At 67.6% G+C, this 17,085-nt stretch carries 12 protein-coding genes and 1 pseudogene; 5 read left to right on the top strand and 8 right to left on the bottom strand.

Annotated elements, in window-relative coordinates:
• Window positions 1–187: 187 nt before the first annotated feature.
• Window positions 188–411 (top strand): annotated as a pseudogene (locus OG906_RS08550) (Zn-dependent oxidoreductase); the annotation flags it as partial.
• A 117-nt stretch (window positions 412–528) separates the two neighbouring features.
• Window positions 529–2,172: a zinc-ribbon domain-containing protein gene (locus OG906_RS43600; protein WP_443067364.1), complete on the top strand. Its 1,644-nt coding sequence runs from the start codon at window positions 529–531 to the stop codon at window positions 2,170–2,172.
• 118 nt (window positions 2,173–2,290) lie between these two features.
• Here the strand turns inward: OG906_RS43600 and OG906_RS08545 are convergent, their stop codons facing one another.
• The 5 genes from OG906_RS08545 to OG906_RS08525 form a co-directional block, all read right to left on the bottom strand.
• Window positions 2,291–2,509 (bottom strand): hypothetical protein, encoded by a 219-nt coding sequence (locus OG906_RS08545; RefSeq protein WP_329441431.1) that lies wholly within the window; start codon window positions 2,507–2,509, stop codon window positions 2,291–2,293.
• Between the two features lie 325 nt (window positions 2,510–2,834).
• On the bottom strand, window positions 2,835–4,118 hold the full coding sequence (locus tag OG906_RS08540) for a ThiF family adenylyltransferase (protein ID WP_329441430.1): 1,284 nt from the start codon (window positions 4,116–4,118) through the stop codon (window positions 2,835–2,837).
• Window positions 4,119–4,294: 176 nt separating this feature from the next.
• Window positions 4,295–4,666 (bottom strand): hypothetical protein, encoded by a 372-nt coding sequence (locus OG906_RS08535; RefSeq protein WP_329441428.1) that lies wholly within the window; start codon window positions 4,664–4,666, stop codon window positions 4,295–4,297.
• Window positions 4,663–4,914: a hypothetical protein gene (locus OG906_RS08530; protein ID WP_329441426.1), complete on the bottom strand. Its 252-nt coding sequence runs from the start codon at window positions 4,912–4,914 to the stop codon at window positions 4,663–4,665. Before OG906_RS08530 ends, OG906_RS08535 begins: the two co-directional genes overlap by 4 nt.
• A 308-nt stretch (window positions 4,915–5,222) precedes the next feature.
• Window positions 5,223–5,354 carry a hypothetical protein gene (locus OG906_RS08525; RefSeq protein WP_329441424.1) on the bottom strand — a complete coding sequence of 44 codons (132 nt, stop codon included), beginning with the start codon at window positions 5,352–5,354 and terminating at the stop codon, window positions 5,223–5,225.
• A gap of 113 nt (window positions 5,355–5,467) precedes the next feature.
• Between OG906_RS08525 and OG906_RS08520 the strand changes: the two genes are divergently transcribed.
• Window positions 5,468–6,583 (top strand): ImmA/IrrE family metallo-endopeptidase, encoded by a 1,116-nt coding sequence (locus OG906_RS08520; RefSeq protein ID WP_329447969.1) that lies wholly within the window; start codon window positions 5,468–5,470, stop codon window positions 6,581–6,583.
• A 54-nt stretch (window positions 6,584–6,637) separates the two neighbouring features.
• Here the strand turns inward: OG906_RS08520 and OG906_RS08515 are convergent, their stop codons facing one another.
• The gene (locus OG906_RS08515) at window positions 6,638–7,009 is read right to left on the bottom strand and encodes a hypothetical protein (RefSeq protein WP_329448218.1); all 372 of its coding nucleotides are present in this window, start codon (window positions 7,007–7,009) and stop codon (window positions 6,638–6,640) included.
• Between OG906_RS08515 and OG906_RS08510 the strand changes: the two genes are divergently transcribed.
• Window positions 6,962–7,612, top strand: coding sequence for a class I SAM-dependent methyltransferase (locus tag OG906_RS08510; RefSeq protein WP_329441422.1), 651 nt, complete (start codon window positions 6,962–6,964; stop codon window positions 7,610–7,612). The genes OG906_RS08515 and OG906_RS08510 overlap by 48 nt on opposite strands.
• 9 nt (window positions 7,613–7,621) lie before the next feature.
• Window positions 7,622–7,954 (top strand): methyltransferase, encoded by a 333-nt coding sequence (locus OG906_RS08505; protein WP_329441420.1) that lies wholly within the window; start codon window positions 7,622–7,624, stop codon window positions 7,952–7,954.
• 367 nt (window positions 7,955–8,321) lie between these two features.
• Here OG906_RS08505 and OG906_RS08500 read toward each other — a convergent pair whose 3' ends face one another.
• Together OG906_RS08500 and OG906_RS08495 are read right to left on the bottom strand one after the other, a co-directional pair.
• The gene (locus OG906_RS08500) at window positions 8,322–10,469 is read right to left on the bottom strand and encodes a UvrD-helicase domain-containing protein (RefSeq protein ID WP_329441418.1); all 2,148 of its coding nucleotides are present in this window, start codon (window positions 10,467–10,469) and stop codon (window positions 8,322–8,324) included.
• Window positions 10,469–17,083, bottom strand: a complete 6,615-nt coding sequence (locus OG906_RS08495; RefSeq protein WP_329441416.1) for a DEAD/DEAH box helicase — start codon at window positions 17,081–17,083, stop codon at window positions 10,469–10,471. Before OG906_RS08495 ends, OG906_RS08500 begins: the two co-directional genes overlap by 1 nt.
• Window positions 17,084–17,085 lie beyond the last annotated feature (2 nt).

Raw genomic sequence — 17,085 nt, 5'->3', positions numbered from 1 at the left:
CCCTTTCACCGTGCTGCCCGTGAATACAGCCGATTCCCCCCAGCCGCCCCCCAACGGGGCTCCATTCCCCCCAGATTCCCCCCAGCGGAGGGTGCTTCGGGTGGAGGATTTCCGCTGGCCGGAGCGGTGATCCGGGCGACCGGAACGTTACCCGACGTAGTGGCGGGGTGGGAGCAGGAGGGAGCGTGAATCGCCGACGCACGCCGAGCTGACCCGGATCTTCTTTCTGGAGCTCAAGGTGGTCGGCTCCAGCATGTGTCCGAAGGGCGAACTGGAGGACCGGCTCTCTTTCTGCGCCGCGACGGGGTCCGACCGGTGATCGACGAGACGCGGCCACTGGACCGGGTGGGCGAGGGCTTCGAAAAACTGGAATCGGGCGACCAGTTCAGCTGGATCGTCCTCAAGGTGTAGAGACCGGCCCGGCATCGGCAGGAAGGGCTCCGCCACCCCCTGTCACAGCCGGCCGTGCCCCTTCGGTGAGAACCTCTACGGCGCCGTTGTCAGTGCGTGCTGCGAGGATCACCGGCCATGGGAAAGCGACGTGGAGGCAGCGAGATCGCAGCAGTCCGGAGTCGACTCCGGGCGGAGTTCGTCAGCAACCTCTCCAGCCCGGACCGTACCCTGGAGGACCTGCCAATATCGTCCCCGGACCAATGCCGGTGGCGCTGCGCCGAGGAGGGGTGCGGCCACGAGTGGGTGACCCGCTTCCACTTCAGGGCGCGAAGCATCAACCCCACAGGGTGCCCGGATTGCTCAAAGCGCCGAAACCGCGCTCCGGGTCCCGGAGAGTCGCTGGCCGAGGTGGATCAGGTCCTGACCGCACAGTTCCGGCGCAATAAGGACCGGCCCTCTCGCGGGCCCGACACGCTGAGGACCCAATCCCACGACATGTGTGAATGGGAGTGCGAGCAAGGCCACTCCTGGCCAGCCACCGTCGCCAACCGCACTAATCAGCGGGGCTGTCCGCATTGCTCCGGGCACGGGCGTTCTCTGTTCGAGTGCAACGTCGCGATGCTCGTCGAGGCGGCTTCGGGACTCGCCGTTGAACTCGACCACCGGGTCCGTCTGCCCGGCAGGAAGGAGGACCGCTTCGACCTGTTCCTGCCCGGCCCGGACCTGTTGATCGACCTGGATCCGGCGTGGACCCACAACCAGCCGGACAGCCTGAAGCGTGACACCGCGAAGGCTCAGGCCGCCCGCGCCGCTGGCCTCGTCTTCGAGAGGATCCGGGCGCGAGGGCTGCCAGCGATCCCGCTGCCAGGGACCACCCACTTCGAGGCGGGCCCAGGAGTAGACCCCGAAGACTGGGTCAGGGCCGTCGGTTCGCTACTCCGGGGCCGGGGTCTGCCTTGGAAGGAACTGGCTCCTCCCGAGGTCACGACAGCGCTCATGAAGGGAGCGCAGCTCTGGCAGCAGGCCGTAGCCGCACCCGCGACCTCAGCACTGGCCGCCGCTCCGCACCTCGAAGCCGAGTTTGTCGCCAACCTCACCAACCCCGGCGTGGGCCTCGCCCGTATGACTCCAGGCTGTAATGACCTCTGCACCTGGAAGTGTCAGGAGGCGGACTGCGGACACGAGTGGGACGTTCCCGTGTACACCCGTGCTCTCGCCGGTCGCGGATGTCGCAAATGCGGTTACAAGCGGATGGCCACGAAGAAGAGGCGCCCCGCCCCTGGTACATCACTCGGTGATGTCAATCGGGAGATGGCTGCCGAACTCGTGGAGGTGATCGGTCACCCGGACTGGACCGCGTTCGATGTGCTCCCGAACGCGAACCAGGACTGCCTCTGGAAATGCCCGGACCCCCGGTGCGGGGAAATGTACCCCGCACCGCTCAACCGCCGCACAGGCCAGTCGAGTGGTTGCCCCACGTGCGCCCGCAAGCGCAGCACGGCCGGCCGGATTCGCCCGCAGCCGGGCCAGGCGCTCGTGGACCGTCACGAGGTGATCGCAAGTGAACTCGTCGAGGTCATCGGCGAACCGACGTGGACGGCAGCAGACCTTCGGCCGAGCTCCACCATGCCGTGCCGGTGGCGATGCCGGAAGCCCGGATGCCACAGCCGCTGGGAGGCAACCCCTGACCAGCGGACGCGTCGAGGCGGCTCCGACAAGCCGTGCCCCGTATGCAAGCCACCGCGCAAGAGCCGGTCACGGCCCACGACTACGGCCTGATTGCGCCCCTCGGCGGGGCGGAATCAGGCTGCCGGCTTCGCAGAGCCTGTCAGCGGGGGGCGAGTCCATCATCGACGAGGTCCTCCGCTGCCTCGTAGACCGTTGCTACCGCGTGGGATTAGGGAAGGAAGTGCGCGCAGTGACTGCACCGGCGCCTGGCGACGCACTGGAGGTTCCCATGCGAGGCGCGCAGGGGCGTCTGCTCACTGATGCCCGCCCACTGGCCGGGCGACGGGTCCGGGACCCAGCCCCATCCGGCGTCCTCGATGCTGCCGTCCACATCGTGGTTGCAGCCGCCCTCGACATGTCCGTATCCGCTCGGCGAGATCCGGATCATGCGTAGGGTGAAGTACAGCGGCGCCCTGGTTGCAGCTGGCGGGCCCACACCGCAGCAGCAGCCCTCGCCGGTGATCAGTTCGCATGCATCGCAACGCTCAGCTTTCACCGCCCAAGGATGCACAAGTAGCAGAGCAGTTGGCAGCCGTGACGGATATGGCCAGTGGGCATGTCCCATGTACGGTGACGCAACTGCGCTGGCGGCGCCGCAAAATCTTCCCTGAAGGAGTGGTCCTCCTGGCCGCCAGCTTCATCGAATGCTGGCTGCCGGACAGCTCTCTGGAACGTGTCGTGACACGGAGCTGTGCAGTAGCCACGACGGCTGGTTACCAGCAGCGTAGGAGACGAGCGAGTCTCGGGCCTAGCTTGTTGCGGGAGGCGCGGGCGCGCTCGGCCGCCAGGTGCCGGCCGGTGAAGGCGGGTGCTGCGTCGCCCAGGCCATACAGCCGTGTCTCGTACGGGCATTCCGGATTACAGCCCTCTTCACGGCGGTCGAGGGTGGCGGTGGCCAGGTGGTACAGGTGGGCGCCGGTGTCGCTGACCCCAGCGGGCGCAGCGGTCATGGTGATGAACTGGGCTAGTTCGGCGGTGGCCGCCGCGGCGGAGAAGATGAATACGTTCTCGTTGCGGCGCAGCGGGTGGTCGGTGGGCAGGCCACTGATGTAGGAGGGATCCTCCAGCAGGCCGGCGCGTTCCGTGGGGACGTCGGCTGGGTCGTACTGACCGATGCATTCGAGGCAAGCCCGGCCGGGGGCGGCGACATGGGCGCGCCATTCGGCACCCTGGAGCCGGCCGCCGCGGGCCTCGACTCTGACCCCTCCGTCCACGACGGGAATGAAGTGCGCGTATGCCAGCAGGTTGAGGACATGGCGGGCCCAGGGACGGTCGACGCAGGAGAACAGGACGTCACAATCGGCGGCCGCGGCGAAGCCGCCGGGTTCGGTGATGCTGGTCTCCAGCGCGGCGACGCGGAAACGGAGAGCGGTTGCGGCGGAGCGGGCGGCACGTGCGGCCAGGTCGACCTTGGGCCGTCTCTCCCGGGCGTCGCGTGCAGTGGCGTGCAGAAGCCGGTCGAGGTTGACCGTTTCGACGGTGTCGAAGTCGAAGAGGGTCAGGCGGCCGATGCCGGTGCGAGCGAGAGCGTCGACGACGAGCATGCCGACCGATCCGGTCCCGACCACTCCGACGTGGAGGCGTGCCAGGGTGTCCTGGGTCAGCTGGCCCCATGCGGAGACAGTGCGCCTCTGGGCGCTCGTGGCAACGGGCGCGGGCACAAGGGCGCTGTTGAAAGTGACGGTGAGCTGTTCGCCGACGACGCGGACGCTCTCGGCCTCCAACGGCCGGTAGTGCCGCGCGTCTCGCTTCTGCCAGATCCGGGCGCTGTGCCCACCATCACCTCCGGCGAGGGTCATCCCGAGCAGCGGCTGATCGGTGAGCGCGAGGGCTTGTGCCGCGAAGGCGGCTTCGGCCTCGTAATCGACCCGGTTCAGGGACTGCCAGCCGTTGCCCTCGGGGTGGGAGTGGATCAGGCCGACGCCGCACCCGCGTTCTGCGGCAAGGGCTGCGGCCCGCAGGAAGAACGCGCTGGTGAAGTCGACCGTGCCGTGCACGATGCGTTCACCTTCCCGCGGCAGGACGATATCGACCAGTGCAGCAGTTGTGCGGCGTGAGCCGGTGGCTGGGTGCCACAGAACGAAGCAGCAGTCCTCCTGTCCGTCGGGACGGAGAAGGTGATCGGTAAGGCGCTGGGCGAGGCTGGAGGACAAGGCTGCGGCGAATTGGAGGATCACAAGGCTGCCCCCTCGTCGAGTTGCGCGAAAAGGGTGCGCAGGTGCCGCAGGTATCCGCGGACGCTTCGGTCGGCGGCCCAATTGGCTGCCGGGCGGCTCCAGTACTCCCACTCCGTTCCCAGTGCAGAATCGTGGACGGCTCCGTGGGGGTGCCCGAGCCGGGGGCTGACGTGCGGGCCGCCGGGCGGTGTCGCGGGGAAGTCCGGAGCGGCCTGAAGGCCCACCTTGACGGTCTGTCCGGCACGCGGGCCGGTCTCGACCGCGTAGTCGAACAGGGTGAAACCGTCCTGTTGCCAGGTAGTGAGGCCGGCGACGTGGAGACCCGCCTGCAGCGCGGCAGGCCCCCACAGCGGCTCAGCAGTGGTCACGAGGTGGGCGTCGGGCCGGTGGACAGTGACACGAACTTCTCGCGCTCGTGCACGGTGATCGGCTCGCCGCCCCGCCCCTGGAAAGACTCCTGATGCCGACCAGCGATCTTGACGAGGTAGTGAGTGGCCGGGTCGATCTCGGCCAGCTGCAGGATCGCGTTCGGCGTGGTGTGCCGAGGCACGCCGGTGACAGGCTCATTGTCCACGGTGATGGTCACGGTCTGGGTAGGGGCGTCTGCCATAGCCATGGCGATAACTCCTTGTTCTCCGGGCGATGCCGGGTCGGGGGCATGCTGGGCAGGTTGCCGGTCCCCACAGACACGCAGGGAGGCGGACGATTCCATGCACCTGATCGGTGCATGGAATTACTCGATCTTGCTGAGATGTTAGCATGTACCTATCCGGTAAATACAAGTGATTCGTGAGGCGGCAGGTGGAGATCTCCTTCGTCGACGACGAGCTGGCCCGGACATGCAACGACGACGCCATGCGCGAAAGCCGTTACGGCACCGCGTTGGCCGCAGTACTACGGCGGCGGCTTGCGGAGATCCACGCGTCAGCGCACCTGGCTGACCTGTCGTGCCTGCCGGCGGCTCGGCTCCGCGCCCACCCCGGTGACCACTGCCTGGTGCTTGTCTCCCTGGGGCCCGGCGCCGATCTGCACCTGCGGCCGCGCGCCGATCCGCATCAGAGACACGCTGACGGGACACTCCAGTACGCGGACGTCCGCGCCGTTCTCGTTACGGACGTCCAGCCCGCCCCCGCTGCCGCCCGCCCCCACGCCCGAAGAGAGGCATCGTGATGACCGCCGGCGCTGACCCGACCGCGTACGCGCCCCAGACCGTCCCGCCCCCTGGCGAGACCCTCAAGGAAACACTCGAGGCACTCGGCATCCCGCAGGCCGACCTTGCACGTCGAACGGGCCTGTCCACCAAGCACATCAACCAAGTCATTCAGGGCGCCGCCCCTCTGAGCCCGGACACCGCTCTCCTGCTGGAGCGGGCCACCGGGGTGCCCGCAGCGGTGTGGAACGCCCGAGAGGCAGCCTGGCGCACACAGCTGGCCCGGGAAGAGGAAGAGAAGGCCCTGGCCGATCACGTCGGCTGGCTCGACAACTTCCCGCTTCTCGAGCTTGTCAGTCGCAACGTCTTGCCGGACCGTGCCAAGAACGTGCACAACCTGCGGCGGCTGCTTGACTTCTTCGGCGTGGCCTCCCCGGACGTAGCCGAGAATCTGTGGCGCGGTTACCGGACCGCGTTCCGCCGCTCCACCGTGCTCAGCCGGAATGAATACGCAACCGCGACCTGGCTGCGCCTGGCGGAACGTGAAGCACGCGAACGGGACTGCGGGCCGTACGATCGCGCGGCACTCACCGCCCTGCTCCCTTGCCTCCGGGCACTAAGCCTCGAAGAGCAGAACACCTGGTCAGGAGAGCTTCCACGGCTGTGCGCCCAGGTCGGAGTTGCAGTGGTCTTCGTTCCCGCCCTGACCAAGACCAGCGTTTCCGGAGCGACCCGGTGGCTGATGCCCGACAAAGCCATGGTGGTCCTGAGCGACCGGTTCAAAAAGGACGACCAGTTCTGGTTCACCTTCTTCCACGAACTCGGCCACGTTCTGTTGCACGGCAAGCGGCTGACGTTCATGGACGACACCGAGAACCTTTCGCCGACCAAGCAGCACGAGGACACGAGCGAGGACGAAGCGAATGACTTCGCCGCCAATGTCCTCGTACCGCCTCAGCACGTTGCCGCCTACGGGAAGCTGGCCGCCACCCGGCATCTGTCGCTCTCCGCCATCGAGGCCTTCGCCCGTACAGCCGGTATCGCACCAGGAATCGTCGTCGGACGACTTCAGCACGACGGCGCCCTGCAGTGGAGCCACGGCAACGGCCTCAAGCGCACTGTCGCGCTCACCTGACTGAGTGGGCGACGCGTAAGGCGCACAGCGTGTGCCACGACCTGGCATTCCTGGTCAGGCCCAGGCCTGCTTCCAGAGCTCCCTCCTGGGTGACGACCGGCACGCCGTGCTCTCGTCGTCTTCCACCAGAGTGAGCAGGCCCGACGCACGCCGGCGCTCCGCGCGGTTCCGGGTGACGGGCACCAAGCGCCGTTGGGAGAAGGCGGCGACCTCGACAGCGCGCAGGGACTGGAAGAGCGCGGCACCTGGGGGCGGGCGACGGTCCAGGAGGTGGGCGCCGCTCTCGTCCTCGTCCAGGTTTTCCTCCGCGGAGAGCGGCACTGGAGGGGCAGGCGAGGCGCTGGCCGGGGCGCCATACGAGCCTGTGGGCTTGCCCGGGTGGTGCTCGTGGTGGATCGTGACGAACAGGTCGTTCCTCGGGGTCACGTGAAGCAGGGGCCCGTCCCGCATGCATATGCAGCCGATTCCCCCCAGCCGCCCCCCACGAGGCCTCATTCCCCCCAGATTCCCCCCAGCGGACACTGTCTCGCCAAGAGGGGCACCGCAGGTCGGGGGCCGTCCAAAGTCGCTCACGACAGGTTACTCAGGGGAGTGGCGGCGGAGCGGGAGCAGGTGGCAAGGCGGGGCTGGAGGAGCTCAGCGACGGGCCGTCTGGAGTTCGAGCGGACCCAGGAGCTGTTACGTCGCTACCTGCCTCCAGCACCAGCTCGGGTGCTGGACGTGGGCGGTGGTCCGGGTACGCATGCCGGTTGGCTCACCGAAGAGGGAAACGAGGTGCTCCTCCTGGACCCCGTGCCAAAGCACGTGGAGCAGGCACGTGAGCGCGCGCCGCGGTGTGTTGCCCAGCTGGGGGATGCCCGCGACCTGGACGTGGAGGCCGGCACCTTCGACGCGGTGCTGCTACTGGGCCCGCTGTACCACCTGGCGGAGCGCGGAGACCGGCTCGCGGCGTTGAGGGAGGCCAGCCGGGTCGTCGTACCAGGCGGTGTGGTGGCGGCCGCGGGGATCTCCCGGTACTCCCTGATGTAGGACTACACCGTGAGCGCCGGCCTGTCTCCGGAGCTGCTCGCCAGCGAGGTCACGGAGGTAGTCCGTACCGGCTCCTACGACGGCAGTAGAGGCTTCACCGTGGCGCATTTTCATACGGCTGACGAGCTTGCCCAAGAGGCGGGCGAAGCAGGGCTCACGGGTGTGCGGGTGCACGGGATCGAGGGCCCGGGGTGGGCCTACGTAGTCGCGGCTGGCCGTTGCGCGGGCCAGGAAGCGGCGGGGGCGCTGCTGGCGGACGCGGTGGCGACGGCGCGCCTCGCAGACGAGCACGGCGTCTTCACTGACGCCTCGGCCCACGTGCTTGTGGTCGGTACAGCCTGAGACGCTGCCCCGTTCGAGTGGAGAGCGGGCCGGTGGCCAAGGCAGGCCGTGGGGCGGGGGAGGCTGGGGCCACCGTGCTCGTTGGCGAGAGGGTGTAGGTAAGGAGGTACATCCCGGTCGGTCGAGCTGCTGGAGATCCCGGACAACCGACAGCCGCAGCCTGCACGGTGGGTGGTCGGGTCCGTATGAATGCCGCTCGACAAACGCGTGCAGCTGGGCCCGAAGGCGCTGGCCAGGCAAGACCTGGGGGCCGTGACGGTTTGACCGCCACGGCCACCTCGGCGACCAGGCTGATTGCGGGACTGCTGCCGGCAGGACGTTTGATGGATCGTTTTGAGCGGTGGTAATGCGCTTCGGACGCTTGCCCTCAGGAGGCTGCGTGAGGCTCCAGAAACTGGCTCGGTCGGCCTGACCAGCTGATGGACAGCTGCTCGCGGGCACGTGTGGCGGAAACGAAGAGGAGCGACTGCTCGCGGCGGAGGTCCGCGGCGTGCTGGAGGCGGTCCTCGCGCTCGAGTGTGATGGCGCTGGGCAGAGGCATTTGTTGAGCGCCAGCCCCGACGATGGCGACTGCGCGGTATTCGAGTCCCTTGATGCGGTGCATCGTCATGACGTGGACGCCTTCGTCGGGGTCGGGGACGCGGTAGTCCTCGACCTTCACTGCGGCCAGCTTGGCGTCACGGAGCGCCTGAACAGCGCTGTCGGCGGTCGCATGGGTTCTGGCCACGACCGCGATCTCGTGGGGCTTGATCCCTTCCTGCTGCCAGCTGTCGACGCGCTTGGCCAATGCCGTCATCTCTTCCGCGGCCGTGCGGTAGCCGGTGGTCTCGGGGTGGGCTCCCGCCAGGACGGAGCGGTATCCGCGAAGCTGTTCCGGATTCCCGTCAAGGTCGTCGAACGTGGAGCCGCCGAGCAGGTTCAGGGAGGCTGCGAGGATCTGTCGGGTGGTGCGGTAGTTAAGGGTCAGTCGCTTGGAGCGGCCACGGATCTTGATGCCGTGGGCGCTCAGGGATGTCCGGTTGTCGTAGATCCGCTGGTGTGCGTCGCCAACGATGAACAGGTCGTCGTCGCCGTCGGGGACCAGCGCGCGGAGTAGCTTCCAGTGGGCGGCGTGCAGATCCTGTGCCTCGTCCACGATGATGTGCCGGTATGGACGTTCTTCGTCGGACCAGCCGGAGGCGATCCGGGCTGCCTGAACGGCGAGTTGGGTGACGCCGGCGGCCTTCTCGCGATCGAGCCTGCGCTCGAACTCCTCGACGAGGGACCAGACCTGTGCGCGTTCGGGGCGATTGAGGCGGCGGCCGCGGCCAGCACGGCTGGCGGCGAAGTATTCGTCACGGCTGCGGATGTCCTGAGCCAGTACGACCTGCTTCCACTCAGCGTCGAGGAACCGGCCGTCGAAACGGGGCGTTTGCTGCTCCTGGGCGAGTTCGATCCAGCGGTTGAGGATCTCACTGTCCTTGAGCCGGCTGGGCGCTTCCGAGCCGAAGGTCTCCTTCACGGTGCCGTAGGCAACCTTGTCGATGTTCCGGACATCGACCTTGGCCAGCAGTTGGGCACCGCCGAGGTCCTTGAGCATGGACTTCAGCAGGTTGGCGAGGTTGGTGGTGAAGGTCGTGAGCAGGATGGCCTGGCCGGCGGGCAGCCGCTCGGCGAGGGCCTTCACTCGGTGGAGGGCTACCACCGTCTTTCCGGTACCGGGGCCTCCAGTGACGCGGACGGAGCCCTTGTAAGGGGATTTGCGCTCGGCCAGCGCTCTCTGCGCCGGGTGCAGGAAGATTCGCCATGCGGAGAGTGGTTCGGTGAGGATTCGTCCGAACTCGGCGAAGTCGCCGGTGACTACGAAGGCTTCCTTGGTGGCCGGCCGTTCGATCGCCGCCTCGTAGTCCTGGGTGTCGACCTTGTCCTTGGTGGCCGCGAGTGAACTGACCTGTTCCCAGACCTCTTCGACGGTCATGCCGTCGGCGAGGCACAGGATGACGTCGCGGGCCAGCTTAGGCAGGGTCTCGACGATGCCGAGCACGGCGTCCTCGCTGTGGATCTCGCGGAGCGCCGGAACGATGGACGTGTGGACGCCCAGTCGTTCGAAGTCGGCGTCGGAGACACCGGCGAACAGAGAGGGGGCATCGGGCGCGTTGTCGGCGGGCTTGGGTTGTCCGCTGAGCGTGCCGTACAGGCTGCCGAGGTTGATCAGCTCGATGCCGCCGGTGACCTTGTTGATGTCGAAGAGGATGTTCGCGGCGAAGTCATACGCGTCGTCATGCGGCAGTACCGCGACCAGGTAATAGATGCGGTCGGCGTAGTGCATCAGCACGGCTCTGTAGTTGTCGGTGACCCGTGCCGTGCGGACCCTCTTGTCCCGGGCGCCCTTCGGAGGCTTCAGGTTGAGCCCGTTGGAGTCCGGGTCGCGCTGCATCTTCATGATGAACTGCAACACCTGCGGCTGGACGGAGCCGTCCAGCGCGTCATAGGACTTTCCGAAGACGTCCGCCATGATCACCTTGGCGCCGGACATCAGTTCCCCTCCAACTTTTTGATGAGTTCATTCACTTCCACAGCGCCGGCCTGTGCGACGTACCACCCGTCGCGCTCAAACAAGGCGTCTCGCCGTTCGTCGAGGTCGATAAAGATTGCGACCTTCTCCTCCGGCCACGCGAGCTCTGCCTGCATCGCCTGGTCCCCGTACTCGAAGCCGACTTCCGGTACCTCGATGCGTCCGCTGCGTGCTTGCTCGGCGAGAGCGACCAGGACGTCCTCGACCTTGGACGAGGCCCATTCGATCGCCTCGGTCCATACCTGTGGCAGTGGTTGCGGTACACCTGCCTCCGTGGGCAGCGCGCTGGTCAGCAGGGCCACAGTGTGTGGATCTGCCTGGTCACTGGTGGACACCGCGACCTGGTGGAAGGACCGGGGGAGCTCGTCGCCGTCGGCCGACTGCAGGAACTGCAGCAGGTTCGACCAGCGCAGCCAGTCCATCCAGCGTTCCTTGTGCTCGTCGCCTGTCATGGCTTCGGGCCGGTCGTCGAGCACGGCAAGAGCCGACCAAGCCCGCATGTCCGGTTGCTTGCTGCGCGGCTCGGGACGGCGGTCCAGCAGGCCGATGATCCGTGCATGGCCCGTGGTGCGTGCGTCGAGAGCCACGGCCTCCGTGGCCGAGGCCGAGGCCGAGGAGGGCAGGTTCGCGCCACGCAGGACGTCGGGCAGTACTCGTCCGATCTCTTCGCGGTCTACCGGTTGAGGACGCGATGCCGCACCGAAGCCGCCCAGCAGGCCGGATGCCCGCCGCGCCCACTTGGCCCGGTCGGGGTCGGCAAGGAACTCCAGCAGGGTCTCGACGGGGTTGCGGAGCACCGGGTCGAGGGTGTCATCGGGGCGGGCCTCTCCGACCAGGCTCTGGTGGATCTGGCGAGCGAGCTGGAGCGCGGCATCCGTGTGAAGGGGCCTGGCAACGGCACGGACCTGCTGCCCCTCCGCCGTGTTGCCGACACCCGCTGCCCACGTCATGACGTCGTCCCAGGTCAGCTGCCACACCAACACGCCGTCCGCCCGCAGGGCTGCCCGCTTGGCGGCGTCATCGGCGATGCGGTTGACCTTCTCGCTCGCGTGGAAGGCGAAGCCGTCGAGGAAGACCGCGACCCGCTCCGCACGCCCATCGGTCCGCTCCAGGAGGAAATCGGGCTCGCTGGGCACGGCGGTGTTCATCCGTACGTGGTCCCGCATGCGCCAGCGCGTGGCCGCATCTCCGAGGGTGAAACGGAGTTCGTGCTCCACGCCGCCCTGGCCCGCCTTGGCGGCTACCGATCCGTCCTCTTCTACCCGCCGTCCCCACGCGATAAGGGTGCGGACGAACCGGTCCTCCAGTTCGCTTTCTACGAGCTGGTCGATGCGGACGCCGGAAAGGGTGTCGACCGGCTCGACTGCCCAGTCCTTGAGGATCTCGTCCAGAAGGTCCTTCGCGATGCGCAGCGAGACGTGTGGGTGTTCGCTGCTGGACACGAAGGGCAGCAGGCAGCGGTGGCAAGGTGTGCGCTGCTCCTCCTTCTGGCAGGGGCAGTCCCGCAGTGCAGTCTGCGCGAGCGTCAGGACACGGTGCAGGATTGCGGCATCCGCAAGGTGTTCCAGGTAACCGGTGCCGCCGGGCATCGAGTCGTGCAGGACGAGGAAGCGCCGCCGCAGCTCTTGGCTGTCGCCGGGCATGCTGTCGGTGACCACGCGGATATGGTCGGGCGCTCCACCGAAGTGTTTGGTGATGCCCAGGAGCAGGGCTGCCTTGAAGGAGATCAGACGCTCCTTGAGGTCCATCGTGGAGACGGGCAACAGGATCCGCAGTGCCTGGGTGGTCAGCTCGTGAGCCAACAGCAGTTTCTCCGTCGGCTCCAGGGTCACGCCGTCGTCGCGATGTGAGCACCAGTACGCGTGCCGCGTGCCGATTCGCTGGGCCGAGGGGTCCCATGCCTGCGGGTGGGTGCCACGGACACCACCGCATTCCAGGCACGTCTCGAAGCCGGAGACTTGGACGTCTTCGCCGCGGATCGCGTGGGTCGAGCCGGGTGCGGCTGCGGGCCCGAGATTGATCGTGCGGATCGTCGCGACGCGGGCGAACTCGACGCCGAAGGGCAGGCCGCTACCGGAGCGGCGCCAGGCCCTCAGCCCTTGCGGCTGGTCCTTGTCGATGTCGACGAGGGTGACCACGTCGAACTGCCGGCGTTCCCGTTCGTCTCGCTCATCGGTCAGCCGGGCGTCCTCGCGCCGCTCGCGGGCCATGACCCGTTCGGGCACCAGAACCTTGTGGACAGCGCCGGGGTCAGCGATTTGTGGTGCCTTGCAGCGCGGGCAGGCGGCGATGTCGAGTCCGGTCTCCTCTGTGGCCACGAACCCACATTCGGGGCAGAACCGCCACAGAGCGTAGGAGTCTTCGCCGCTGCCGACACCTGTGCCAAGGTCCACGCTGCTGACGATGAACTTGTAGCCATCGCTGTGGAAGATGTTGCCGGGGGCAAGTTCCGTCAGCGCGAGCCGAGAGCCGCGGCCGTAGTCGGTCGAGCTCTCGTCAAATTCCCCGTCGCTATCCTTCCACCACAACGTGGCGTCGAGGACTGTCGCGTCGTCGTGGAGGGTGTAGTTGGGCAGCAGGCCCAGCCGTACCAGGGCGTTGATCGAGTTCTCCGAGACGAGGGCGTCCCGGCGCTTGCGAACGGTTCGCTGCTCCGCGAAGAGCTGGCGCCTCTGCTTGTCACGTTCCGGGTCGCCGGAAGCGGTCGAGAGCGCGTCGAAGGCCCGGCCGATCTGCCGCATCCGCGCCCGCAGGGCAGCCACACGCTTGTTCCACGCGCTCGCCGCGGCCCCGACGGTCTCCTCCAGACCCTGGGCGGCGAAGTGCTGGACGCCCTGGGCTGCGGCTGGCGTCATGGCAGGGAACAGAGAGATGAACGCGGCGGACAGCTCGGCATGGCGAGCGCCCGCGACGTCGAGGAAGCGCCTGAACCAGCCGTCCTCGGCCAGACCATGACCGAAAAGCTCACCGATGCGCGGAGGCATGGGGCGCTCCGGGATCGCCGTGCCTTCCCAGAGACTGCGGTCTGCGGCACGGTCGAAGAGGAACGCTAGGTACTGGCGGCGCAGGATCTCCGAGGCGTCCAGGTAGCAGTCCGGCGGAATGATCCGGCCCGCCAGCATTTGCTCCGGAACGTGCAGGTAGTAGTGGCTTCGGGCACCTCGCGGCACGAAGGTGACCGTGAGCGAGTTGCCGGTGCTGCGCCCTGCGCGGCCAATCCGCTGAGCATAGTTGGCGGGAGCGGGCGGCATTGAGGCGAGCAGCACGGCAGACAAGTCACCGATGTCGATGCCGAGCTCAAGGGTGGGTGTACAGGTGAGAACGTTCGGGTCGAAGGCTGAGGCCCGGTTCTTGAAGGCCGCTTCGACCCGCTCACGCCGCTCGCGGCTGAGCGCTCCGGTGTGCTCAGCGGTCAGAACATCGCCTGGACGGTCGATCGTGTACAGGTGCCGGTAGTAGTCGGCGGTGTAATCGCGGTCGTCCTCCACGAAATGACCCGAGCAGTGGAAACGCAGACACGCGGTGCCGAGCCAGTCCTTGCGGCGGCCGGGCGGCACAGTCTGCCGCCAGGTGCAGGTGTTGCAGCGCACCCCGCACGCGTTCACGCCGCCCCCGCCGTCCGGACCGTCAGCATTATCGTCGATACGGTGCACCAGAACGTTGCGGGGCTTGAGCGCGTAGACGAGCGCGCCGCCTTCGGCATGATAGGTGGCCAGAATTTCGCGCTGTGCGAGCAGTTTCATAGCAAGCTTAGCCACCGCGCGCCCCTCGCGCCGGTCGCAGCCCAGCGCTCTGTGGGCCCAGTCCGCGAACCAGGTGTTGTCGCGGGACAGGGAGTCAAAGCCAGTGGTGCGGGTGCCGCCTGATACCGGGAACGAGGGAGCAGCGAGGCCTCTGGGGAAAGCGGGCATGCCGGTGGGACGCCCGCCCCAGATCGGCCAGCGCCTCGCGCCGGCCTGCCGGATGTACTCCTGCAGCCAGGGGTGATAGAGGGCTCCCCGCAGGCGGAGTCTCTCGGCCAGCCCGCGCAGGAATACCGCGTACGCCCCGTCGTCTGCAGGCAGTGAAATCTGCCCGGGCAGGCGCTGGTGCCGCTCCCGCAGCTCGGCGCAGAGGGCGGGTAGGTCCTTGAGACTGACCTCCGCTGCAGCGGTTCGGGTGAGCTCCAGCGTGCGGCCCAGCCGGGAGCGCAGCCCGAACTCGAGAAGGGTCTGGAAGACCATGCGGCTTTGCAGCATCTCCGCGCCGGCATCGCTAAAGTCCTCGGTTTCGTCGAGGAGCGTGAGGATGTCCGGGTTCTCTCGCAGGTCAGGCGGGACGATGGAGGCGAGTTCACTCCGCTTGCCCGAGCCGGCGGCCGAAACAACGGCTTCGGCGGCGTCAGCGGCGAGATCGTGAACAGCGACCGGCTGGCCCGGGGTGAGGTGCTTGGTCAACAGGCCGCGGAAGGTGAAGCCGAAACTGCGGTTGGCGATGAACGCGGCGCGGTGGGTGGCGTCCTGCACCGAGTCAGTGAACACGAGCAGCTTCCGCTCGTTGCCGGCGAGCCCCCGGTCGGAGAAGAGCTGCGTGGTAGTCACCGAGGCGAGCGTGGCGGTGCCCGCACCAAGGAAGCGCATGCCGTCGTCGAGACCGCACGAGGGGCACTCGTCCCCCACATTCGCCGGCAGAGGTTCATGGGGGGTGATGACCGCGACCGTGTCCTCGGTCGGATTCGTCGTCAGCCGTTCGTTCTCCGCGTGCAGGTGCAGCACGGGGTACTCGTCGGGGCGGGCCCGCAGCATCCAGCGCACGGCCCGCTTCCCCTGCGCCGAAGCCTGATAGATCTCCAGGGTGTTGGTCTTGAGCTGCTGCCACTCCAGTTCCGTGGACAGCGCTGCCCAGCCAGAACGCCCGCAGTGCCTGCAGTACACAGCAGGGAGATGCCGCCGATAGGGCGGCCCGACAGGGCGCCGCGACGCATCGGTCCGCTCGCCGATCTCCCCGGCGCTGTCGACTTCGGTCGGCTGGTAGATAGCGAGGTTGGCGGGGTTTGGCCGTGAGTCGCCGGTCGGCCCGTCGTCGTCGTACCAGCGGAAGTGCGGCTCGGAGGTCGCCGCACGGATGACGCGACGGACCTCGCGCACCCATAGTTGAGCCTCAACACGCAGGAACGGCCCTGGCTTTCCCGTCACGGGGTGCGGAGTACGGGCATGGGAGATCAGCGCGAGGATCCGTGCGAAGGCAAGCTCGACGAGCCGCGGGTCGCTGCGCGCGGCCTCGTCCCAGGCCGGTCCGCCACCCCGCTGGGCGAACTCGCGGGCGACATCGGGGATGGTGACCGGATTACTCCCGGCGACATCCAGGATCGCCTTGACCAGAATGTGCTGCTTCAGCTTGGCGCCGATCTGCATCGGATCGGTGAGAGGCTGACCGAGCATGAGCCGAGCCAGGTCTTCAAGGGCCGACTCGTCGTCCAGCGGGTCGGGTAGAGCCGCCAGAGCTGCAGGTGCCGGCGAGGGCAGTAGGAAGTCAGGGTCGGTGACCACCTCACCGGGCAGCAACCGGTTCTCTCCAACCAGCGCGGCATCGGGGAAGGGCGTCCCGAAGACCTTCTCTGCGAACTCGCGCAACAGCTCCCGATCGGGCTTCTCAGGTCCATCCAGAGCGAGGGAGGACGTGCCGCTGGCCATTCCCCCGCCGAGCGTCGCTGACGTTGCCACAGGCGTGATGTCGCCAAGGGGGCGTCCCTCACGGGCTGCTCCAGTGGCTGCGCCGAGGCGGCGCAACAGCATCGCCACATCGGTGCCCTGGGCGCCGTCATAAGTGTGGAACTCGTCGAGCACGACGAAGGCGAGGGAATCTGTCTTCCAGAGCGGGGCATCCGGAATGCGCTGGAGGAGCAAATCCAGCATCTTGTAGTTGGTGAGCAGGATGTCCGGCGGATCGGCGCGGATCGCGTCCCGATCGGTGATCAGGTGGCTGATGGTGGGATCGCCAGCGAGCGACGTCGCCCCGGTGTCGCGACCGTAAGGGCCAGGCTCGTTCTCGTCCTCGTCCGACGCCGAACGGGGGCCAGTTGCGCCGCCGATGTAGATGCCGGCAGTGACGTCCTTCAGCTCCGGTTCCGTACCGAGGAAGTCGTCGATACGGCGGGCCTGGTCGTCGGCCAACGCGTTCATAGGGTAGAGCAGCAGGGCCTTGACGCCCCGCTGTCCAGCAGCGCGGGCACGAGCACAGTGATCCAGGATCGGCACGAGAAACGACTCGGTCTTACCGGACCCGGTACCCGTGGTGACGATGGTCGGCTCCGGCCGACGCCCTGCCTTCGAGGACAGTCGCTGCCAGGCGGCGGCCTGGTGTGTATAGGGCGTGAAGTCCTTCGGCGTCCAGTCGAGCGCAGCCGCCCAGTCAGAGGATGCCTCTCGGAAGGGAGTGCGTACCCGCAGGTAAGGGCCGCGGAACAGTCGGCTCTCCGGCCGCTCCAGAAACGCGTCGAGCTCGTCGCGTACGTCGTCATCGGCGAGCGCGAAGCTCGTAGTCAGGTAGGTGGCGAGGGCACGACGAAGATCCTCGGCAACCAGAGAGGGCAACATGA

The sequence above is a fragment of the Streptomyces sp. NBC_01426 genome (assembly GCF_036231985.1).
Lineage (GTDB): Bacteria > Actinomycetota > Actinomycetes > Streptomycetales > Streptomycetaceae > Streptomyces.
This window is presented reverse-complemented; position numbering and strand designations above follow the sequence as displayed.

What these genes read in the sequence shown, in the direction of transcription:
- OG906_RS43600 (WP_443067364.1), top strand. Translation starts at nt 529, where the DNA reads ATGGGAAAGCGACGTGGAGGCAGCGAGATCGCAGCAGTCCGGAGTCGA.
- OG906_RS08545 (WP_329441431.1), bottom strand. Translation starts at nt 2,509, where the DNA reads ATGATCCGGATCTCGCCGAGCGGATACGGACATGTCGAGGGCGGCTGC.
- OG906_RS08530 (WP_329441426.1), bottom strand. Translation starts at nt 4,914, where the DNA reads ATGGCTATGGCAGACGCCCCTACCCAGACCGTGACCATCACCGTGGAC.
- OG906_RS08525 (WP_329441424.1), bottom strand. Translation starts at nt 5,354, where the DNA reads ATGCGGATCGGCGCGCGGCCGCAGGTGCAGATCGGCGCCGGGCCCCAG.
- OG906_RS08520 (WP_329447969.1), top strand. Translation starts at nt 5,468, where the DNA reads ATGACCGCCGGCGCTGACCCGACCGCGTACGCGCCCCAGACCGTCCCG.
- OG906_RS08500 (WP_329441418.1), bottom strand. Translation starts at nt 10,469, where the DNA reads ATGTCCGGCGCCAAGGTGATCATGGCGGACGTCTTCGGAAAGTCCTAT.
- OG906_RS08495 (WP_329441416.1), bottom strand. Translation starts at nt 17,083, where the DNA reads ATGTTGCCCTCTCTGGTTGCCGAGGATCTTCGTCGTGCCCTCGCCACC.